The following is a 21,275-nucleotide window of genomic DNA, read 5'->3' as shown; positions in this document are numbered from 1 at the left end:
TAAGGGTTTTGAATAAATTGAACCGTAAAAATAGGATATTTAAAATTTTCCCAAAAGAAAATCCTATTTTTAATTGTTGTTTAGACACTTTTTCAGAAATTTGGCAGTACAATTAACTAGAATGTGATGTTTTACGTAAATTGCCTTTTAATTAAAATATAGTCAATTTCTAACGTTGGCAGAAGTGAATGTAAAGTTTATTATGATTTTACTATTTCTTGTGTCATCTCAATTAAAAAAAATTATTAATTCAATCCTATAATTAAACTATGGCTCGTAAAATCCGTATAGGTATGGTTGGTGGTGGACGTGGGGCATTTATTGGTGCCGTTCATCGTACAGCAGCTGCCATTGATGGCGAAATCGAATTGGTGTGTGGAGCTTTCAGCTCGACTCCCGAAAAATCAAAAGCATCGGGTGAAGACTTGATGATTTCTTCCGACCGTTGCTACGGTGATTTCATCGAAATGATTCAGCAAGAAAAACTCCGTGAAGACCGCATGGATGCGATTTCAATCGTTACACCAAATCACATGCACTTTGCTCCAGCAAAAATGGCTCTAGAAAACGGTTTTCACGTAATTTGCGATAAACCCGTAACATTTACACTCGAAGAAGCCCAAGAACTTAAAGAACTGGTTGAAAAAACTGGACTAACATTTGCCCTTACGCACAATTATACGGGCTATCCAATGGTGAAGCAAGCCCGTCATTTGGTTCAAAGCGGAGCTTTGGGTAAAATTCGTAAAGTAATAGTTGAATATCCACAAGGTTGGTTGTCATTCTTGGAAGAAAAGAAAGGCTATAAACAAGCTGAGTGGAGAACGGACCCTACACGCTCAGGTATTGCGGGTGCAGTTGGTGATATCGGCACGCACGCTGAAAATTTAGCTGAATATATTACAGGTTTAAAAATTACCGAAATGTGTGCTGATGTTAGTACGTTTGTTGAAGGACGTTTACTTGATGATGACGCAAATGTTTTACTCCGTTTTGATAGTGGAGCGAAAGGGATTTTACATTGTAGCCAAATTTGTAACGGTGACGAAAACAACTTAAATATCCGTATTTCAGGCGAATTAGGCAGTTTACAATGGTTTCAAATGGAACCAAACTCACTTTATCACCGCACACAAGGCGAATCTCGTACTTACCGCCCATCGGTTGGCAATTTATGCGATGCCGCCAAAGCTGGCATTCGTTTACCAGCAGGGCATCCTGAAGGATACTTAGAAGCATTTGCCAATATTTACAAAAGTTTTGCTCGCACCGTAAGAAAAAGAATGAATGGCGAAGAGCCTACAGAAATTGATTTAGATTTTCCAACAATTGAGGATGGAATCAGAGGAATGCAATTCGTTGAAACCGTCATCGAATCAGGTAAAAGCAGCGATAAATGGGTAAAATTCAAGTCATAAAAAGCTAAATGATTTTATGACGCATTGAAGTCTTTATTATAAAACGGAAGGATTATTTTTAAATTTTCAACAAAACAAAAATTCCCCTTTTGGGGCTTGGGTTATGAAAACAATCAAAGGGCCAGCAATTTTTCTTGCTCAATTTATGGGTGATGAAGCACCATTCAATTCGTTAGATACAATTGCCGATTACATGGCAAATTTAGGTTATAAAGGCATTCAACTTAATTCGTGGGATAGCAGAGTAATTGACCTACAAAAAGCTGCCGAAAGTCAAACTTATTGTGATGAGTTGAAAGGCAAATTAAAAGATAAAGGCTTAGAAATCACGGAGTTATCAACACACCTTCAAGGTCAATTAATTGCTTCGCATCCTGCTTATAATACTATGTACGATGCCTTTGCTCCAGCCGCTGTACACGGAAATGAGCCTGCTCGCCGTCAATGGGCAGAACAGCAATTGAGATGGGGAGCGAAAGCTTCTCAAAATCTTGGTTTGACTTCTCACGTTGGTTTTTCGGGAGCGTTAGCTTGGCCATTTTTATACCCTTGGCCACAACGCCCAAGCGGTTTGATTGAAACAGCTTTTCAAGAATTAGCTAATCGTTGGAAACCAATTTTGGATTATTACGACGAATGTGGCGTTGACTATTGCTACGAACTTCACCCTGGCGAAGATTTGTTCGATGGTACAACTTTCGAAATGTTTGTTGATTATTTGGGTGGACATTCACGGGCTTGTATCAACTACGACCCAAGTCACTTTATACTCCAACACCTTGATTATTTGGCATTTATAGATTTATACCACGACCGAATCAAGGCTTTCCATGTGAAAGATGCAGAATTTAACCCATCAGGCAAACAAGGTGTTTATAGTGGTTATTCGGGTTGGGCAAATCGTGCAGGCCGATTCCGTTCATTGGGCGATGGTCAAGTAGATTTCAAGAGTATTTTTAGCAAATTATCACAATATGATTACGATTCTTGGGCTGTTTTGGAATGGGAATGTTGCGTAAAATCTTCTGAACAAGGGGCAGCCGAAGGAGCACCATTTATTCAAAATCACATCATTCAAGTAGCTACGCGTGCATTTGATGATTTTGCTGCGACTGGTGCTGACGAAGCTGTAAACCGTAGAGTTTTGGGAATTTAATCGTTAAGATAAGTGTATTAGGGACATAAAATTTATGTCCCTAATACATTCCTGTTTGTCGATTTTTTCTCTCTTCAACAAATATCTTATTCAAATTTCTGTAATTTGCATTCGTAGATTTCCTCCTTGTTTCAAATAAATCAACCTCAATCATTCAAAAATGAAAACAATTTCAAAAATCCTCGCCCTTATCTTATTTATTACTTCTGTAAGTTTTGCTCAAAAAAAGAGTAAGTGGGAAATATTATTCGACGGAAAAACATTTACAAACTGGCACGTTTACAACAAAGCTGGGCAGCCAATCACTGATAAATGGAAAATAGCAAACGGTGCTATAAACTTTACAGGAAAAGCAAAAGGTGAAAAACACGGCGATGACCTCGTAACTGATAAAGAATATGAAAACTTTGTGCTTGAATTAGAATGGAAAATAGCAGAAGGAAGTAATAGCGGTATTTTCTTTGGCGTACACGAAGACGCAAAATATAGTGTTCCGTATTTGACTGGACCCGAAATTCAAATACTTGATAATGAGCGTCATCCTGATGCAAAAGAAGGAAAAAATGGCAATCGTAAAGCAGGTTCTTTGTATGATATGATTCCATCGGCTTCAGTTTCTAAACCTGCGGGTGAGTGGAATGCAGTCAAAATCATCAAAAATCATGGAGAAGTTAGCGTTTGGCAAAACGGCGTGAAAGCAGAAAGTTTCAAATCTGAAGGAGCAGATTGGACTAATATGGTAAACAATAGCAAATTTAAAGGTTGGGAAGGATTTGGTAAATACAGCAAAGGAAGAATTGGCTTACAAGACCACGGTGACCCAGTTTCATTCCGAAAAATTCGTATTAAAGAAATGTAAAATCAATCGTTTTATTAGTTTAAAAAAGCACTACTTTTTAGAAAGTAGTGCTTTTTTTTAGGCTTTAATGGGAAATAAACAAATCATTTTACAAGGAAATTTACACCTTACGTTTATTATGGCATATTATTTGTAAATAGCTAATTAACTGTGTTTCCCCATAAAAAAATATAAAATTATTGTAAAATGAGTGCTTCAAAAGAAATAGATGTCAATGAAAGATATAGCATTTACTTAATTCTTTTTTTTACGGTTATATCTTTACTTCTCATATCTCAACATACACAAGCTCAATGTATGGCAGGAGATATAGGTGGCAAAGTATTCATGGATTTACCAATGAATGGCACTTTTACAGGCATTTATGGTTCAAAAGCTTCAAATGAGCCTGGTATAAGTGGTGTGGCAGTAAAAATTACAGATAACAATGGAACTGTTTCTAATAGAATTACTGATGAAGCAGGTAATTGGAATGTTTCAGCTCCTGTTTTTCCAGTAAAAATTGAATTTTCTTGGAAAACTTCTCATCCTACATTCGAGTCTAGCCCAATTGGGAGTAGTTCACAAACATCCGTTCAAATAATTAAAGAAGCCACTTGTTCGGCAGATTTCGGTTTACATAATCCATTAGATTTTACTGATGCTAATCCTTACATTGCTACAACGTGTTTTGTAGGAGGAACATCAACTGGAAATGCCTCAAATGATGCAGCCATTGTATCGGTTCGCTACAATAGTACGGGTTTAAATGCGATGTACAAAAATTATTTGAATGTACAAGGAACGGGACCATTGCCGCAAGTTGATGCAAAAATTTCGCAAGTTGGCTCTGTTTATGGATTAGCTTATCAAAGAGGGAAAAAGCGGATGTTTTTTTCAACTTTCTTAAAAAGACACGTTGGAATTTTGGATGGTCCAGGCTATATCTATGTGTTAGATTACAATACAACTCCTGCTACATTTGTTACAAAATTCAATTTGAATGGTGTAATACCTAATAATGGCGTCGTTCCGATGGATTTTGGAACAGTCTGTCGAAGTGGAACTTGCGGAACTCCCGAAAGTGATTACGTACTAAACCCAAATAAAACCCAAGCTACAATTGATATTGATGCCTACGGAAAAGTTGGAAAAGTTGCATACGGCGATATGGATGTTGCTCCCGATGGAAAAACTTTGTTTGCCATCAATCTCTTTACTCGTTCAATCATTACTATTGATATTTCAGGAAATACATTACCAGGTGCTATTAACGAATATAAAATTGATAATATCCCGAATATGCCTACAAGTACAAAAGGAGTATTAAGACCTTTTGCACTCGCATTTAATAATGGAAAAGGCTATTTAGGAGTTACAGATGATGCTAGTATTTCAAAGGTTGATGCTGATTTAAAATGTTATGTACTAGAATTTGACCCAACAAACCCAAGTGCAGGTTTTACTCAAAAAATGGTTTTTGACCCAAATGCACGACGAGGAACTTTTACGAGTTTAGCCAAATTTCATTATTGGAATACTATTTACGAACAACCACCTGTAGTAGAGGTTGGAGGTTTTTTGCGTTATTCACAACCCATTTTATCGGATATTGATTTTGACCAATATGGAACAATGTATCTCTCAATCATGGATAGACACGCTCATCAAATTGGTGCTGCAAATCGAAAGCCATTGACTGGAAATACACAAATTCGTACTGTTCAAGCATACGGAGAAATATTGAAAGCTTGTAATACTTCTTCAGGTTTTGTGCTTGAAGGAGGAACTGGTTGTAGCACAACAGGTTATGAGTTTTTTGCGGATATTTCGGGAGATGCTTCAGAAGAAAGTGGAGAAGGCTCTTCTCTATTAATTAAAGGCACTGACCAAATTATGACAACCAATTTTGACCCATTTCCTGGCATCAATTATGGTCAAACATACTGGAATCTGCAAGGAATGAATACCTACAGCACCACAACTGGGCTAAACAACAATTGGTATGCATTTTATTTTGATGGTGGGCCAGATTTGTTTGGTAAAGCAAATGGACTCGGAGACCTCGAACTTGTAGCCAACGATGCTCCAATTGAAATCGGAAATCGTGTTTGGAAAGATATTAATGAAAATGGCATTCAAGACCCTAATGAGTCAGGTATTGCAGGCGTTGTAGTAAAACTTTATGATAATAATGATGTAGAATTGGCTTCAACGACCACAGACTCAAATGGACAATATCTATTTTCATCTACAACAACTAGCACGTTATTGCCCAATACAGATTACAAAATAAAAATCACTTCTTTGGGTAATGATGTATCGGTGGCTGGTTTGTCAATAACAAGGCTTTCCATAGCTCCAAACGAAGTGGCTGCGAGTACCAATTCTGGAGCAACTATTGATAATAATGACGCTTTTTTGGTGAGCAATATCCCAACTATTTTGATTAAAACAGGTAGTGTTGGCATCAATAACCATACGTATGATTTTGGGTTTCTTTGTAAACCAACAGCCGATGCAGGGTTAGACAAAACAATCAATTGTATTACAAATTCAACAACGATTGGCACTTCAGCAACTACCGTAGGTTATACTTACAGTTGGTCGCCAAGCACAGGTTTGAGTAATCCCAATATTTCAAACCCAACGGCTAGCCCAAATGTGACGACAACATATACTTTAACTGTAACTAATGCAGGTGAATGTATCGCTACCGATGTGGTGGTTGTAACCGTTGAAATGACACCCCCAATTGCCAATGCTGGAATAGATAAAATACTAAATTGTACAACAACTTCAACTACTATCGGTACAGATAATACTGTTGGTGTTAGATACAGTTGGTCGCCAATTGAAGGATTAAATACCGCCAGTATTGCCAATCCAACGGCAAATCCAAGTGTTACAACAACTTATACTTTAACCGTAACTAACTCAACAGGTTGTACAGCTACCGATGCAGTCACTGTGAGTATCAATCAGACACCACCAACTCCTACAATTAGTGGTAGTGAAAACCTAAATTGTACAATTAATACTGTAACTCGCACAGCAACAGGCGGCAGCACGTATGTATGGTCTGGGCCTAATTCTTATACAGCTTCGACTGCGAGTGCCACAATTTCAGCAGCAGGTATTTATACAGTTACAGTAACGTCGGAAAACGGATGTACCGCAACGGCAACAACCAATATTACTGCCAACCTTGAAACACCCAATGCAAACGCAGGCAATGATGTAATTTTGACCTGTAATACATCGATCATTTTATTGAATGGTAGCAGCCTGACATCAGGTGTAAGCTACGTATGGTCTTCAAATACTACTGGAATTGTTAGTGGCGAAAATTCCGCCACACCAACGGTTAATCAAGTTGGAACTTATACATTAACTGTAACTAATCCGTCGAACGGTTGTACTGCAACTGATATTGCTGCCGTTATCCTTGATGCGGGCGTTCCTTCAGTTGCTATTTTGGCAAGTGATGATACATTAACTTGTACAAAAACCCAAGCAATTTTAACGGCAAATCCTTCCCCAATCAGTACTTATACATTCTTATGGAGTAATGGAGCAACTGTTTCAAGTATTACTATCGAAGAAGCAGGAACTTACTCTGTTGAAGTTACCGCTACAAATGGTTGTAAAGCAGTTGCCTCGCTCATTATTGCAAAATTTGATACAGTTACGGCTCAAGTTGATGTTACCGATGTTATCTGCAAAGATGGTAATACGGGTACAATCAGTATTGTTGGTTCTGGGGGGTTGACTCCTTATCAATACAAATTAAATGGCGGTCTTTTTCAATCAGATAATGTTTTTCGTGATTTAACCAGTGATTCGTATTCCGTTTCGATAAAAGATGCGGGTGGTTGTACGTCCTCACTTGTGGTAACTGTTAATGAGCCAAGTAATTTTTTAAGCACAACAATTTCTACTGTAAATATTACTTGTGAAGGAGGAAATGATGGGCAAATTCTCACAACAGCAACAGGAGGAACACCAAATTACACATTCAAAATAAATCAAAATAACATACAAACAGATGGCTTATTTAGTGGTTTAACTGCTGGTTCGTACACAATTACTACTTATGATGGAAATGGTTGTATAAGTACAGCAACAACAACTTTAACCCAGCCATCAAAAATAAATATTGGTGCGGTTGCAACAATGATTGACTGTATTAACCCGAAAGGAACTATTTCGGTTGTGGCAACTGGTGGAACACCAAGTTATCAATACACAATTGACGGCACGAATTTTCAATCGTCTAACAGTTTTAATAATCTCAATAAAGGAACTTACACAATTACTGTTAAAGATTTGAAAAATTGTATTGGCACTGCAACTGCGGCAATTATAGTTGGAGATACCACAAAACCTAGTTTTATTGTAACTACAACAATGGCCACTTGCAATGTTGGAATTGCTAATAATAATGCTAAAATAAGCGTCTCGAATGTATTAAATGGCGTAAAATATCAATTTTCTGAAGGAAATACATTTAATAGCCTAACCGCAACGCCGAGTGTCGCTGCGGCCATTCCAATTAATGGCGTTTTAAGTAATAGTTTGGCTAATCCAAGTACAAACGTGCAATTTTATACCGTTAGAATATACAATAGTAACGATTGCTATCAGGATGTAACAGTCGGGCTAACAATGCAAGTTTGTGCATGTAAAACTGAGATATGTATTCCTTTTTCATTTACCAAAACTAAATCACTTGGACAGTAAAAAGGTTGAAACTCAAGCAGAAAACTTTGCCATTACACCTTCTTTCAAGGCGTAGCTTGAAACTCTAATTTGCTGAATTTCAAGCGTTTGAATAATAAATCGTATCAAACACATCGCCACCACTATCATATCGACACGCAATTCAATCATTCCTGGAATTGCCATTCGTTCGGCATGATTTTTAAAAATTAACTCATCATAAGCCCGATAAAATTCGGGTATTGAATAGTCAAAACTCACTTCATTTGCTTCTGGAAGTGAGTTTTTTTCTTTCATAAAAAGCATATCAATTAAAGTATCAAACGACCCAGATGAGCCAATTAATACTTTGGGTGCGTATTGGTGACAAGCATTTGCCAATGGAAGGAGTTTTTCTCGAAAAAAATCATCCATCATTTGTACCGAACGCATCGAAATCGGGTCTGATTTCATAAATTTATCCATCAAACGTTGGCCACCAATTTCAAAGCTTTGTTTCCAAAAAATCTTTTCGTTGTTGCAAATAATAAACTCTACGCTTCCTCCACCAATATCCATAATCATCGACGTTTCGGGAATACTCATGGCTTTTTTTACACCCAAACAAATCAATTCGGCCTCTTCATCGCCCGAAATTACTTGAATTTTTATGCCAGTTTCATCCAAAACGCGTTGAACAAACGCATCTTTATTGGTCGCATTACGAATCGCACTCGTGCCCGTAGCAAATACTTTTTCTAACTTAACTTCTTGAATATCAATTACTTCTCTAAAATGTTTCAAAACAATTAAAGCTCGTTGAATTCCTTCCTCTGCAATAATGCCTTGGCTAATTCCTCCCTTCCCTATTTTAGCAGGAGTTGATTCTTTAAAAAGCACTTTTTCTCCTTCAACAATCAATAAATGAAATGTATTTGTACCTAAATCAATAATTGCGGTTCGCATGAGTTTTTATAAATGTTTTTGCAAATATCCATTAAAGTCTCCAATTCGCCTATTTTCCTGCAATGTTTGATAAATCTTATCAGGATTTAGTCATAAACTTTGTTTTTTTAAATAAAATTTACGAATTTTGCAACCCCAAACAAAAGGAGGTGTATTTATATGTTAATAATCAACGTAAAAGAAAACGAATCTATTGATAAAGCTTTGAAACGTTTCAAGAAGAAATTTGAGAAAACGGGTGTATTGCGTCAACTACGCAAGCGTCAAGCATTTGAAAAACCATCAGTAGCTCGTCGTAACGAAGTTATTCACGCTACCTATGTGGGTAAATTGAGAAGCAACGAAGAAATGTAATATTGGATAAAGCAATGTAAATTGTTTTGAACAAATATTGCAATCTATTATATTTTGAACCATATTCGCTGAATATTATCATGAAGTAATTATCATTTTGGGTAATTATGAAGCGTTAAACCGCCCATTGATAAATTTCACTGAATATGGTTACTTTTTTTTTACAACATATCAAATTCGAAAAACGTCTCAGTCATCATACAGTTACGGCTTATGAAAATGATTTGAAACAATTTTCAGCATTCCTACTTTTTCAATACGAACTCGAAAAACCAGAAAAAGCTGATTTTCAGATGATTCGCTCTTGGATTGTAGCTTTGGTTGAAGAACAAATTGAAAACCGAAGTATCAATCGAAAAATAGCTACATTACGTACTTTTTATAATTTCCTTCTTCGTCATAAAGCCATCATAACCGACCCAATGCTCAAAATAAAAGCATTGAAAACCGACAAAACACTCCCCAAATATGTAGAAGAAAAACCAATGGAAAACCTGCTTGATGGCATGGAGTTTTCAGATGATTTTTCAGGTTTAAGAGATAAACTGGTCATTGAGCTACTTTATGGAACGGGAATGCGTTTGTCCGAATTGATTGGTTTAAAAATAACTGACCTTAATCTTTACAATAATATCTTGACTGTATTAGGGAAAAGAAACAAACACCGCCTAATTCCTGTCAATCGAACTTTGGTTGAAGTCATTAAAAAATACCTAGCCCTACGAACTGATATCATAGACGATACAACTAACACTTACCTAATTTTGACCGATAATGGCACACAAGCCTACCCAATGTTTATTCAACGTTTGGTAAAAAAATATTTATCTTTGGTAACATCGCTTGAGCAACGCAGTCCGCACATATTGCGGCATACTTTTGCAACACATTTACTCAATCGAGGAGCAGATTTGAATGCCATTAAAGATTTATTAGGGCATTCTAGTCTAGCTGCAACGCAAGTTTATACGCATAATTCTATTGAAAAATTAAAGAAGGTTTACCAACAAGCTCATCCAAAGGCTTAATTTAACCCTTATTCAACCTCTATAACCTTACTCATGAAAAATTATCTTTATACACTTTCTATTTTCGTTGCTGCTACGATTGCCTATTTTTTTCCACAATATTTCATTTCGATTGGACATTTTCAACTCAAAGAATTGATTATTCCATTACTACAAATCATCATGTTTGGCATGGGAACAACCATGAGTTATGACGATTTTATTGGAGTTATCAAAATGCCAAAAGCAGTAGTTGTTGGCTTAATTTGTCAATTTACTATTATGCCATTCTTAGGCTTTGTGATTGCCAAAACTTTTGTTTTTCCTCCAGAAATTGCCGCTGGAATTATCTTAGTTGGTTGTTCGCCAAGCGGATTAGCATCAAATGTAATGTCATACATTGCAAAAGCAAATGTTGCTCTTTCAATCACAATTACTTCGTTTGCAACACTTTTGGCTCCAATTCTAACACCTTTTTTGATGAAAATGCTTGGCGGTCAATTCATCGAAATTGATTTTTGGAGCATGACCATTGATATTTCAAAAATGATAATCGTTCCCATTGGAATTGGTTTTTTACTTACCAAACTTTTAAAAGGACGAGCGGCTTGGTTGCAAAAAGTTTTACCAATTATTTCGATGGTTGGAATTGCATTAATTATTGTAATTATTACCGCAACAGGTCAAAAATCATTACAAACTGTTGGTTTAGCCTTAGTTTTCGCCACTTTGATTCATAATCTTGGTGGTTTCACACTAGGATATTGGGCAGCAAAATTATTCAGATTACCTGAGCAAGATTGTAGAACGGTTGCTATTGAAGTAGGCTTACAAAACGCTGGATTGGCTTCAGGTTTAGCCAAAGCAATGGGAAAATTAGCCACAGTAGGCATTGCTCCTGCCCTTTTTGGCCCGATTATGAACATAAATGGCTCACTTTTAGCAAGTTTTTGGAGTAAAAGAAAACCTGAATAAGATACCGAAATTTACTAAAACTTTACGGTATTACTCATAACGCTTTCATTTTGAAGACGGTCGAGAGCAGTAACAACATAAACGTATGTTTTCTCTTGGTTACGATTTTTATCTATACAAGTTAAAAGGCCTTCGTTGCGTACAATCTGTAAAATTCGAGCAGGATTTTCGAGATTAATTGGCTCGTCTTCTTCAAAACGATACACCACAAAAGCACTTACTTCATCGCCATCTTTGGGAGGATTTGATGGTAATTCCCAAGAAATAGAAACGCCCAAATCAGGCATTTTTCTGATTTTAAGATTTTGTGGAGCATTCGGTGGAATTTTATCTTTCCACGGCATTGTGGGAGTTAAAGCTGGATAATAATAAAGCTTTTTTAGCGAGTCTCCAACCGATAATTCATTATTAATCAAAGGTTTTGAACTAAAAAAAATGCTTCCAGAAATCTGCGGTTTAGTTCGATTATAACGAATTTGACGAGGAATCTGATTGGCTTTTTCCCAACCAATTTCTTTACTTCCTGCTTTAACTCGATAAACACCATGACCAATATACAAATGACGACCAAAAGAATTTTTAGTCCACCAATCAGTCATAGTTTTATAAGGTACTTTATCAAATTCAAAGCTAAAATAAATCTGTGGCGTAATGTAATCCAACCAACCTTCCTTTACCCATTTTCGAGTATCTGCATACAAATTATCGTATGATGGCTGTCCGCCTTGTGAAGCAGAACCACTCGGGTCAGTAGAAGCATTCCGCCAAACACTCGAAGGACTGATACCGAATTTTACTTTAGGTTTTTCTTTTTTGATGGCATCACTAACATTTTTTACTACTAAATCAACGTTATTTCTTCGCCAATCTTCAATATTTTTAAATCCAGTATTGTATTTTTTGAAGGTGTTTTCATCATGGAGTTTCTCATTTGGCACCGAATACGGATAAAAATAATCATCGAAATGAATACCATCAATATCATAATTTTTTACAATATTTACCACAATATCGGTGATATAATTTCTTACTTCAGGAATACCCAAATTAAATAATTTATATCCATCATAAGTTATAAACCATTCAGGTTTGGTTTTGGTTATGTGGTCGTTGATGATACTTTTTGATACTTTATGAGCTCCACGATTCATATTTAACCAAGCATGAAACTCCATGCCTCGTTGGTGCGATTCTTGAATCATAAAAGTCATTGGGTCGTAATATGGATTGGGAGCTTTGCCTTGTTCGCCCGTGAGCCACTCCGACCACGGTTCTTTACTTCTGGCATAAAAGGCATCAGCAGCAGCACGAACTTGCACTAAAACGGCGTTCATTCCGAAGCTTTTTTGTTTATCTAATATATTTCTAAAATCTTGTTGCTGGCTTTCCGAACTAAGTCCTTTGCGAGAAGGCCAATCAATATTATCAATAGTAGCCACCCAAACTGCTCGAAACTCACGCTTCGGGCCAGTAGGTTTTGAAACAACTTGTTGGGTTACTTTTTTGCTACACCCACTCAGGAAAGCATAGATTATTAGACAAAAAGCAGCTTTTTTGAAGTGCATCGAAATACTTTTTTTGAAATTTTGTTCAAAATTAGAGAAAAATTTAACCCAAAGGTTATTTTTTGTTACTTTTGCTTATGTTTACAACACGATTAATAAATTTGTTAGATTTAAAAGGGTAAGTATCCTTAGATTTTTAAAAATTTGGCTGCTTATTTATTAAACGTATGCTAAATTGTTATCTACTATAAATATTATTTCAGCAATCGGCTTGGAGAAAGTTTGCTTTGCTACAAAATTTCAAAATCACAAATTCACTAATCATATACTGTGAAAGAATACGGAAGTAACATTCAAAAATTGACCGACTATATCGTTAGTCTGCCTGACCGTGAACAACGCACAAGATACGCCCATATTTTGATTGAGTTGATGCGTCAAATTCACCCAAATATGCGTGAAGGGATTGACTATTCAAAAAAACTTTGGGATGACCTTTATATCATCGCCAATTTTGATTTGGATGTAGATAGTCCTTTTCCACCGCCACCAAAAGAGATTTTGGGTAAAAAACCAATGACAGTTCCTTACAATCAACAGCAACTTAAACACCGCCTTTACGGTCGAAACTTAGAGCTGTTGGTAGTAAAAGCCATGATAACGCAAGATTATGATGAACGCAAGGCATTTGTGTCGTATATGGTTCGTTTGATGAAAAGCTTTTATCAAGTTTGGAATAAAGATACTATCGAAACCAATGACTGTTTACAGCAGATTTTGGAGCTTTCGGGTTTTAAATTGCAAAAAGAAATTGATGACCTTCGTCGTGATGGTTTGATGGAATCATCTCCTAGAGATGGCAGTAGTAATCGTCAACGTTCACAACAAAACCAACCACAAGGCGGTCAATTTAGAGACAATCGAGGTGGCGACCGTGATAACCGTGATAGAAATCGTGGTGATAGAAACGACCGAAATAAAAATTTTGGTAGCGGAAATTATAAATCAAATAATGACCGTAACGATAGAAATAACAACAATAATAATAAACGAAGACCAAGATAAACACCAAGTTCAATTGCTAATAAGAGCGTATTGAAAATATTATTTTTGATAATTTCTTATGCTACATTGCTCATTCTATATTCTTAATTCTAAAAAATGGCATCTTTTAAAATAACTGGAGGAAAAAAGCTAAAAGGCGAGATTGTTCCGCAAGGAGCTAAAAACGAAGCATTACAAATTTTGTGTGCTGTTTTGATGACAAAAGAACCCGTTACGATTCATAATATTCCGAATATCCGTGATGTAAATAAACTCATGGAATTACTAGAAGATATGGGCATTCGCCGCAGTAAAGTTGGGGAAGGGTCATATCGTTTTCAGGCAGATGAAGTAAATTTTGAATACTTTGAAACCGACGAATATAAAGAGAAAGCTGCTTCTTTGCGTGGCTCAATTATGCTTTTAGGCCCAATGTTGGCTCGCTTTGGTAAAGGAAAAGCTCCTCGACCTGGTGGAGATAAAATCGGTCGTCGTCCTTTAGATACCCATTTTACTGGTTTTCAGAAATTAGGTGCAGAATTTCTCTATGACCAAAACGATGCATTTTATACAGTTGACGGCTCTAAACTAAAAGGTGCTTATGTGTGGATGGATGAAATTTCGGTAACGGGTACAGCCAACGTTTTGATGGCAGCCGTAATGGCCGAAGGTAATACTACTATTTACAATGCAGCGTGTGAGCCTTACCTTCAGCAGCTTTGCAAAATGCTTAATCGCATGGGAGCAAAAATCTCAGGAGTTGGCTCTAATCTACTCACAATTGAGGGAGTAACTGAATTGCACGGATGTGAGCATACGATGTTACCAGACATGATTGAAATTGGAAGTTTCATAGGTTTGGCTGCAATGACACAATCTGAGATTACCATAAAAAATTGTCAAATTGCTGAATTAGGAATTATTCCAGATGTATTCAAAAAATTAGGGATTCAAATGGAATTCCGTGGTGACGATATACATATTCCAGCTCAGAAACATTACGAAATTAGTTCTCTAATTGATGGTTCCATTCTCACAATTTATGATGCTCCTTGGCCTGGTTTTACGCCTGATTTAATTTCAATTATTTTAGTAACAGCGATACAAGCAAAAGGTGCGGTTTTGATTCATCAAAAAATGTTTGAAAGTCGCTTGTTCTTTGTTGATAAATTAATTGACATGGGTGCTCAAATCATTTTATGCGACCCGCATCGTGCCAATGTAATCGGTTTGAATCGTGAACATAACCTTAGAGGCATTCGTATGACATCACCTGACATTCGTGCGGGAGTTTCATTATTGATTGCCGCCATGTCTGCTACTGGAACAAGTGTGATTGATAATATCGAGCAAATTGACCGTGGCTATCAAGATATTGACAAACGATTAAATGCGATTGGTGCAGAAATCATTAGAATCTAATTTGATTGCTATAACGATTAGCTTTTAGGTCTGAAAAACCATAATCATTTGATAATCAATCTAAAAGCTAATCGTTTAGTTACAATAACAAAAAAGTAGAAAATATTTTTAAATTTTTGAATGTTGAATTTTGGATTTTAAAAATAAAACTCTACCTTTGCAGTCCCAAAGCGATTTGCCCGGATGGCGGAATTGGTAGACGCGTTGGTCTCAAACACCAATGAGGTTACACTCGTGCCGGTTCGACTCCGGCTCCGGGTACTCTAAGTATCAAAAAAAACCGTAATATGCTGATAATTAAGCAATTACGGTTTTTTTATTTCTCAAAAATCAGAATTGTTAGTAATAGCGTTAGTAACACAGATTTTAAGCCTCTAATTCAGCTTCCTTTTTGGTTATAACCTGAATCTCACCACTTAAAAACCTTTCTTGAAAATCGGCAAATGCTTTAGTTCGTCTTATGGCATCATACTTTACTCTCCAATCGGTATCGTCCCATACAACAGCATTTATGTAATGGTTAATTTCATCTTGAGAAACATTACCTTTTAAATTTCTCCTTAAAAAACAAAAAGTGATTATATCGAAGTTTTCCCAATCTAACCGTTGATATTCATCTAAATAAAATACGGTCATTTCTTGGTCTTTATTTGGTGAAGGACTTTTTTCAGTCGCTCTTTTGTGGTGTGCCTGTTGCTTACAGGTGTTTGAGCAATAAAGAGAATCACTTCTTTTAGCTTCAAAATTTTTGCCACATTGTTTACATTTTTTCTTTTCCATTGGAATTTATTGGTTTGATAATAGTTAAAAATACGTTTGATATTGGTATGAAATCCGTTAAACGGTTTCTATGGTTTTTCCTAACAGATAATCATTAAAATCTTTACTGTTTGGGTATAGCTTTTGAGACTGATTTACTACCTTATGACCTTTGTTAATCAATTGATTTACAGTAGATTGACCGCTTTTATCGTTATCAAGAAAAGAATTGATAATTTGATTATCGGTTAGGGTATTTAAGAATAATTGTAGATTGTTATTAGTATTAAGTACAATAGTAGTGTTATTAAATGCTTTGGTATTATAGTACTGAAGTGCTGAAAGAAAATCGAAGAAACCTTCAAATAAATTGACTGTTTTTGTGCCTTTATCAAATAGGGTTATTCCGTTAGCGGTCTTGGCTTTAAACTTCAAGGCATTCCTCAATTCATAACCACCACTATTATTTTGAAAGCCTACCGCAAAATACCTTTTTCCGTTATTGCTGAAGTGTATCTCCTTCAAATAGATTTTACCTAAATCTATATTGATTCCTCGTTGTTCTACATATTGAATCAATGAAGGGTTTGTAATTGGTTGAACGCTCTTTATTTCAATCTTTGATTCCTTGATAGTGTTATTACCGCTAAAAGAAAAAGATAAATCAGAAACGTTGTTTTCACGTCTCTGATACGTCTCTGTAACGTTGCTATTAGGTGCAAAACAGGTGCTTTTTAGGCTCTGTATTCGTTTGACTGCTTCAATGAAAGGTATTTGTTCAATTAGTTCAACTAATCGAATTATATCACCTTTTTGACCGCTTGAATAATCATTGAATACATTCTTGTTTGGTTCGACCAAAAACGATGCTGTTTTCTCGTTTGTTAATGGTGAATAATACACCATTTGCTTACCAACTTCTTTAAATGGCTGTATTCCATTGCTATTTAGATAGTCAATAATAGAATATTGCTTTACTTCTTCGATGTCTGCTTTATTGATGAACATTATCTTTTTCTTTTAGCGGTAAAAATTGTACTACCAATGCGTTTTGGCGTGATATAGCTGTTTTTTTGGAACATTTGGAACAAAGCCCTTTTTTGCGTTTTTTTTGGAACTTTGGAACACTTTTGGAACATATTTGGAACACTATAAATAATTGATTATTAAATACTTATTCTTATTTGTTCCAATGTTCCAAGATTTTAAGAAAAATATAAACCATTCATTTTCTTAACTTTTTCTTGTTCCAAAGGTGTTCCAAGTGGTTTTTATTTTGGAACAAAACAGGGGTTTTTAGGCATATTCAAAAAACACGATTGTATTTTTTGAAGAATTAGGATTTAACAAAAGCCTGTCTTTTGAAAATAAAATGCCAATTATTTTCGTTTTCGGGGAAGAAATTACCTTCTTTAGTTCTTTCGGCTCGCTTTAGGCTATGGAAAGAATATCGGTTTTTCTTTTGCTCTGTTAGTCCAAATTCTTCGATTAGTGAGCGTTTGATTTTTGAACGGTCTAAAAACCTAAATCGGTCTTCAAGTTCGTCATATAGGTTACTTACAGAATACCTAAGTTCGTTTTCTTCATCGAAGTAGTTAAATGAATCTATCATTAGTTCTCTTATGGCTTTACCTGTGGCGGTTAGGCTATTATCGAAATAATATTGGAGTTGTTCGGTGTGGTATGCTTCGAGTGCAAAATACATTCTTCCAGCTTCTTCATATACCAATTTGCGGTTTGCTAAGAAATGGAGAAAAGCAGGTATTTCATTCATAAAATCCACCTCAATGTTTGTGTTTTCTTTTATTCCTTTTTCCTCGAATGTTGGTACTTTAAAAACTGCAAATCTTGTTTCACCTTTTTCTATTGGTAGTGCTTTGCCTTCTTCGTTGCTTAAAAAGATGAATTTGCCGAAAAAGTCAATTTGCTTTTGGGCTTTGTTCTTTTCGTTGGCGGTTATCTTGCCTGTTTCTGTACTGAAGCGTTTAAGCATTTGCATTATGCCATTCTTTTCTAAAGAGGTTTCATCTACAATAATGGCTAATCTTTTGACCCAAATAGCATTGAAATCGCTTTCTAATTCAGCGTTTCCAAGTTTGGCGGTATTATCTTGAAACATTAATTTAAGCAAGTTCCCAAAGGTACTTTTGCCCGTCCCTCGCTCTTTTGACTCAAGTAATAATATTGGCAGTCGTTGTGTTGGTTTTACATAGAGTATTTGTAGATAATCTAAAATAAAGTCTATTTTATTTCCAAATACATGATTTAGGTAGTCTAATATCGCATCAAACTTGCCTTCTTTGGGTTCGTGTGAAATCTTGTAATATTCATTAAAAAAACCTTGCACTACCTGTTGGTAGCGTATATGTGAAGGCACAAGACAAAATCCTTCATATTTCTTAATTGACTTAAAAAAGTCGCTGTTTTTGCCCAAATCATCTTGCACCGTTCCTTTATCTCTTTTTACATAGCTACGGTGTAATTTGCCGTCTTTATCGGGTACAAATACTTCTTTCATATATTCATCGCCTACACGAATGAAGCGTTTTGCCAATTCTTCTTTGTTAATAATTGTTTGGTTTTCTTCAATATTTTTCATATATTTATATCAGAAAGACGTCTTACAGGTGGAGTATTTTATTTGGTTAGTAGCCCTATTCACGCCATAGAATAGGGCTTTGTTTTGTTTTATGAGTTAAATTCAATAGATTCTATCTTTGCCATATTTTTTAACTGGACGTGCAAACGTGCGTTTTCTTCCCTTATATGGCTTTCTTCGAGGTATGAATTTTCATATAATTCATACGATACAGATGCACTCAAAACCGCATTTCTATATGCTTCTGCTAAAAGATTATATTTATCTACCAAATGGATAAAATTTTGCTCATTCGGCTCTATATCGGTTGCATTTATCTTGCTTATCATAGTGGTAATATTTTATGTATAAAAGATTGATTTTATGTTTAAATTCTCATGCCTTTAGATGGAAACTATTTCTTTCTTTTTCCATTATTTTAAAGACTTAGAGTAGATTGTTATCAATTTTTGAAAGTTCGTTAAATACCCTATTTTTCTTTATCTTTCGATAGTGTTTTAGATGTTTTGTAGTTTTGTGACCCATGAAATAGGCAATGTTTTCATCGGAGAAACCCGAAATATTTGCCAAGTGATTGGCATAGGTTTTTCGGGCTATTTTGGAGGTTAGACGAATGTAGATACCGACAATTTTTGCAGCTTCTTTAAGTTCTCGGTTTAGTTCGGTCAAACTACACTTTGGGAGGTCGTTAATGCTTTTGTATTTGTCCAAAATCTTAATGGCAAAATTTAGCATTAAGGCATCGGCTTCCGAACCCGATTTTTGCCTTTCTTGCTTAATAAAATGCCTACCGTTTTCTAAGTAGTAATTATCATTTGTTAGTCGTGCGTAGTCACAATGGTCGATTCCTGTGCCACACATAAAGAGAAACATATCTACTATCTTTTCTAATCTTGGTGTAAATGTGTGGTTTTGTAGGCGTTCTAAATGTTCAATATCCAACGATGTAGTATTGATTCTTTCATCAAACTTTAGGCGTAGGGCTGTGAGTTGGTTGTTAGGGATATATTTTTTGATAATAGCGAAATCTAATACTCTTTTCACAAGTCCAAGAACACGACTTGTGTGATTATTACCACTTTTGTTTCTAAACATGAATAGCTTAAATTCTTCAGCTAAATCATAGTCAAAATCTTGACATCTAATATTTTCTTTCTTAGATTGCTTCAGAAAGGCAATTAAATGCCTACGGTAAGTATTATGATTCTTTTTAGTTTGGTGCTTACTTCCATACTCGTTTTGGCGTTGTAAATACGCATCTAAAACCTTCGAGAATAGAGGGGTTTTATCAGCTTTCACAACTTTACTTTCTAACTTACTTTTGTAGGCTTCAATGATTGTTTTGGCTGTTACTTCTTGGTTACTCGCAGATAGTTGGAGTTCGATTTGTTGTAAGGTCGAAGTTATTAACCTTAGTTTGGCGTTAATTGGCTCGTTTTCAACGCCATTAAAACACTTCTTCTTGGCGTTCCATTGCTTTTCTTGACCTTTTACAAAAGAATTAAACTGTGCCTTTTGACCGTTACAGGTGACAGTAATATAAACAGCAACTTCACCGCTTTTACTTTCTGACTGACGACGTATCCATTGGAGATATGATACTTGATTGATTATAAATGGATTATCCATATATTTGAATGTTTAAAGTTAAAATTTAAGTTCAAAAGCCCCGACCTACTGCAATAGGAAAGGGCTTTTTTGTTTCTAAGTACAATTCTTAAAAAAGGTCTTTGGCACTAACTCCAATCCAAAATGAAATCCTTTGTAATTCATCTATTCTTGGTTGTAATTCATTGTTTACATATTTTCTAAATGTCTTTTTGGGTATCCCTAAAACTTTCTTATAAATATCCTCTGTTAAAACAGGGGTTTCCTTGCCAAATTTTAGTCGAATTTGTTCGCCTATTCTGTTTTGTGATATTGAATTAGCTGCCATAGAATATTTTATTTTGTTTTATAGAATAATTTATATCACAAAATAGAATAAAGTATTTTATAATATCAAATGTTTTGTTATATATTTTAAAATGATTTATTTTGATTAACTAAATTTTGTTAAAATATGAGTACGCATCGGGTATATAAGAATATTAAAGCTTTAAGAGAATTAAATAGATTTAGTATGGCTGACATGGCTGAAAGTCTTAATATTTCACCATCAAGTTATTTTCAATTAGAGAAGGGTAATTCAAAAGCAACTATTGAAAGGCTTGAAGAAATTGCTCAGGTTTTAGGTGTTTCATTATCGCATTTAATTGGCAGTGAAGAATCAATGGAAGAAGCGAAAAGGATTACAGATTTAGAAATGGAGTTAGAGGAGAAAAAACGTATTATAGAAATTCTACACAGTTCATTGGAGGTAGTTACCAAATATGCTAACGATATGATTATGGAGGAAAATAAAAGATTGAAAAAGGAAGGAATGGATGATTTGAAAGTCCCTAAGTTGCCGAAAATTCCTAAAATTTGATTTGCTTGAAAAGCTTTGATATGATTGGTACTAAGAACTATACTACTCAATAAAAATTCAA

At 35.4% G+C, this 21,275-nt stretch carries 18 protein-coding genes and 1 tRNA gene; 11 read left to right on the top strand and 8 right to left on the bottom strand.

Annotated features, from left to right (window positions below):
* Positions 1-269: 269 nt before the first annotated feature.
* From MJQ71_RS02655 to MJQ71_RS02640, 4 genes are all read left to right on the top strand, one after another.
* Complete coding sequence (locus MJQ71_RS02655; protein ID WP_238804176.1) at positions 270-1,418, top strand: Gfo/Idh/MocA family protein; 1,149 nt, start codon at positions 270-272, stop codon at positions 1,416-1,418.
* A 103-nt stretch (positions 1,419-1,521) separates the two neighbouring features.
* A complete protein-coding gene (locus tag MJQ71_RS02650; RefSeq protein ID WP_238804175.1) occupies positions 1,522-2,574 on the top strand; it encodes a sugar phosphate isomerase/epimerase family protein in 1,053 nt (350 codons plus the stop codon).
* A 160-nt stretch (positions 2,575-2,734) separates the two neighbouring features.
* Positions 2,735-3,433, top strand: a complete 699-nt coding sequence (locus tag MJQ71_RS02645) for a 3-keto-disaccharide hydrolase (protein WP_238804174.1) — start codon at positions 2,735-2,737, stop codon at positions 3,431-3,433.
* A gap of 186 nt (positions 3,434-3,619) precedes the next feature.
* A complete protein-coding gene (locus MJQ71_RS02640; protein ID WP_238804173.1) occupies positions 3,620-8,155 on the top strand; it encodes an SdrD B-like domain-containing protein in 4,536 nt (1,511 codons plus the stop codon).
* Positions 8,156-8,167: 12 nt separating this feature from the next.
* Here the strand turns inward: MJQ71_RS02640 and MJQ71_RS02635 are convergent, their stop codons facing one another.
* Entirely contained in the window at positions 8,168-9,079 is a 912-nt protein-coding gene (locus tag MJQ71_RS02635; RefSeq protein WP_238804172.1) for a Ppx/GppA phosphatase family protein, read from the bottom strand.
* A gap of 159 nt (positions 9,080-9,238) precedes the next feature.
* Between MJQ71_RS02635 and rpsU the strand changes: the two genes are divergently transcribed.
* From rpsU to MJQ71_RS02620, 3 genes are all read left to right on the top strand, one after another.
* Positions 9,239-9,433, top strand: coding sequence for a 30S ribosomal protein S21 (gene rpsU / locus MJQ71_RS02630; RefSeq protein WP_238804171.1), 195 nt, complete (start codon positions 9,239-9,241; stop codon positions 9,431-9,433).
* Between the two features lie 146 nt (positions 9,434-9,579).
* Entirely contained in the window at positions 9,580-10,461 is an 882-nt protein-coding gene (locus MJQ71_RS02625; RefSeq protein ID WP_238804170.1) for a phage lytic cycle repressor MrpR family protein, read from the top strand.
* Positions 10,462-10,494: 33 nt separating this feature from the next.
* A complete protein-coding gene (locus MJQ71_RS02620) occupies positions 10,495-11,415 on the top strand; it encodes a bile acid:sodium symporter family protein (protein ID WP_238804169.1) in 921 nt (306 codons plus the stop codon).
* Positions 11,416-11,429: 14 nt separating this feature from the next.
* Here MJQ71_RS02620 and MJQ71_RS02615 read toward each other — a convergent pair whose 3' ends face one another.
* Positions 11,430-12,980, bottom strand: a complete 1,551-nt coding sequence (locus MJQ71_RS02615) for a glycoside hydrolase family 10-like protein (RefSeq protein WP_238804168.1) — start codon at positions 12,978-12,980, stop codon at positions 11,430-11,432.
* A 270-nt stretch (positions 12,981-13,250) separates the two neighbouring features.
* On the opposite strand from MJQ71_RS02615, the gene MJQ71_RS02610 reads away from it, so the two are divergent.
* From MJQ71_RS02610 to MJQ71_RS02600, 3 genes are all read left to right on the top strand, one after another.
* Complete coding sequence (locus MJQ71_RS02610) at positions 13,251-13,985, top strand: DUF4290 domain-containing protein (RefSeq protein WP_238804167.1); 735 nt, start codon at positions 13,251-13,253, stop codon at positions 13,983-13,985.
* A gap of 96 nt (positions 13,986-14,081) precedes the next feature.
* Positions 14,082-15,386: a UDP-N-acetylglucosamine 1-carboxyvinyltransferase gene (murA, locus tag MJQ71_RS02605; protein WP_238804166.1), complete on the top strand. Its 1,305-nt coding sequence runs from the start codon at positions 14,082-14,084 to the stop codon at positions 15,384-15,386.
* Positions 15,387-15,563: 177 nt separating this feature from the next.
* A tRNA-Leu gene (locus MJQ71_RS02600) sits at positions 15,564-15,647 on the top strand.
* Between the two features lie 105 nt (positions 15,648-15,752).
* Here the strand turns inward: MJQ71_RS02600 and MJQ71_RS02595 are convergent.
* The 6 genes from MJQ71_RS02595 to MJQ71_RS02570 all read right to left on the bottom strand — a co-directional run bounded on the left by MJQ71_RS02595 (position 15,753) and on the right by MJQ71_RS02570 (position 20,680).
* A complete protein-coding gene (locus MJQ71_RS02595) occupies positions 15,753-16,166 on the bottom strand; it encodes a hypothetical protein (RefSeq protein ID WP_238804165.1) in 414 nt (137 codons plus the stop codon).
* A 57-nt stretch (positions 16,167-16,223) separates the two neighbouring features.
* Positions 16,224-17,153 (bottom strand): DUF8464 domain-containing protein, encoded by a 930-nt coding sequence (locus MJQ71_RS02590; RefSeq protein ID WP_238804164.1) that lies wholly within the window; start codon positions 17,151-17,153, stop codon positions 16,224-16,226.
* Between the two features lie 328 nt (positions 17,154-17,481).
* Positions 17,482-18,744, bottom strand: coding sequence for a primase-helicase family protein (locus MJQ71_RS02585; protein ID WP_238804163.1), 1,263 nt, complete (start codon positions 18,742-18,744; stop codon positions 17,482-17,484).
* A gap of 89 nt (positions 18,745-18,833) precedes the next feature.
* Positions 18,834-19,073, bottom strand: coding sequence for a hypothetical protein (locus tag MJQ71_RS02580; RefSeq protein ID WP_238804162.1), 240 nt, complete (start codon positions 19,071-19,073; stop codon positions 18,834-18,836).
* A 97-nt stretch (positions 19,074-19,170) separates the two neighbouring features.
* Entirely contained in the window at positions 19,171-20,373 is a 1,203-nt protein-coding gene (locus tag MJQ71_RS02575) for a phage integrase SAM-like domain-containing protein (protein ID WP_238804161.1), read from the bottom strand.
* 88 nt (positions 20,374-20,461) lie between these two features.
* Positions 20,462-20,680: a hypothetical protein gene (locus MJQ71_RS02570; RefSeq protein WP_238804160.1), complete on the bottom strand. Its 219-nt coding sequence runs from the start codon at positions 20,678-20,680 to the stop codon at positions 20,462-20,464.
* Between the two features lie 126 nt (positions 20,681-20,806).
* Between MJQ71_RS02570 and MJQ71_RS02565 the strand changes: the two genes are divergently transcribed.
* Positions 20,807-21,214 (top strand): helix-turn-helix domain-containing protein, encoded by a 408-nt coding sequence (locus tag MJQ71_RS02565; protein WP_238804159.1) that lies wholly within the window; start codon positions 20,807-20,809, stop codon positions 21,212-21,214.
* Positions 21,215-21,275 lie beyond the last annotated feature (61 nt).

This window comes from Emticicia aquatica, from assembly GCF_923079645.1.
GTDB classification, from domain to species: Bacteria; Bacteroidota; Bacteroidia; order Cytophagales; family Spirosomataceae; genus Emticicia; species Emticicia aquatica.
The sequence above is the reverse complement of the archived record's forward strand: the minus strand, read 5'-3'. Positions and strand labels throughout refer to the sequence as shown.

Bases quoted from the DNA above. Each gene is read 5' to 3' on its own strand.
- MJQ71_RS02655 (WP_238804176.1), top strand. From the start codon at position 270: ATGGCTCGTAAAATCCGTATAGGTATGGTTGGTGGTGGACGTGGGGCA.
- MJQ71_RS02650 (WP_238804175.1), top strand. From the start codon at position 1,522: ATGAAAACAATCAAAGGGCCAGCAATTTTTCTTGCTCAATTTATGGGT.
- MJQ71_RS02645 (WP_238804174.1), top strand. From the start codon at position 2,735: ATGAAAACAATTTCAAAAATCCTCGCCCTTATCTTATTTATTACTTCT.
- MJQ71_RS02640 (WP_238804173.1), top strand. From the start codon at position 3,620: ATGAGTGCTTCAAAAGAAATAGATGTCAATGAAAGATATAGCATTTAC.
- MJQ71_RS02635 (WP_238804172.1), bottom strand. From the start codon at position 9,079: ATGCGAACCGCAATTATTGATTTAGGTACAAATACATTTCATTTATTG.
- rpsU (WP_238804171.1), top strand. From the start codon at position 9,239: ATGTTAATAATCAACGTAAAAGAAAACGAATCTATTGATAAAGCTTTG.
- MJQ71_RS02625 (WP_238804170.1), top strand. From the start codon at position 9,580: ATGGTTACTTTTTTTTTACAACATATCAAATTCGAAAAACGTCTCAGT.
- MJQ71_RS02620 (WP_238804169.1), top strand. From the start codon at position 10,495: ATGAAAAATTATCTTTATACACTTTCTATTTTCGTTGCTGCTACGATT.
- MJQ71_RS02615 (WP_238804168.1), bottom strand. From the start codon at position 12,980: ATGCACTTCAAAAAAGCTGCTTTTTGTCTAATAATCTATGCTTTCCTG.
- murA (WP_238804166.1), top strand. From the start codon at position 14,082: ATGGCATCTTTTAAAATAACTGGAGGAAAAAAGCTAAAAGGCGAGATT.
- MJQ71_RS02595 (WP_238804165.1), bottom strand. From the start codon at position 16,166: ATGGAAAAGAAAAAATGTAAACAATGTGGCAAAAATTTTGAAGCTAAA.
- MJQ71_RS02590 (WP_238804164.1), bottom strand. From the start codon at position 17,153: ATGTTCATCAATAAAGCAGACATCGAAGAAGTAAAGCAATATTCTATT.
- MJQ71_RS02585 (WP_238804163.1), bottom strand. From the start codon at position 18,744: ATGAAAAATATTGAAGAAAACCAAACAATTATTAACAAAGAAGAATTG.
- MJQ71_RS02580 (WP_238804162.1), bottom strand. From the start codon at position 19,073: ATGATAAGCAAGATAAATGCAACCGATATAGAGCCGAATGAGCAAAAT.
- MJQ71_RS02575 (WP_238804161.1), bottom strand. From the start codon at position 20,373: ATGGATAATCCATTTATAATCAATCAAGTATCATATCTCCAATGGATA.
- MJQ71_RS02570 (WP_238804160.1), bottom strand. From the start codon at position 20,680: ATGGCAGCTAATTCAATATCACAAAACAGAATAGGCGAACAAATTCGA.
- MJQ71_RS02565 (WP_238804159.1), top strand. From the start codon at position 20,807: ATGAGTACGCATCGGGTATATAAGAATATTAAAGCTTTAAGAGAATTA.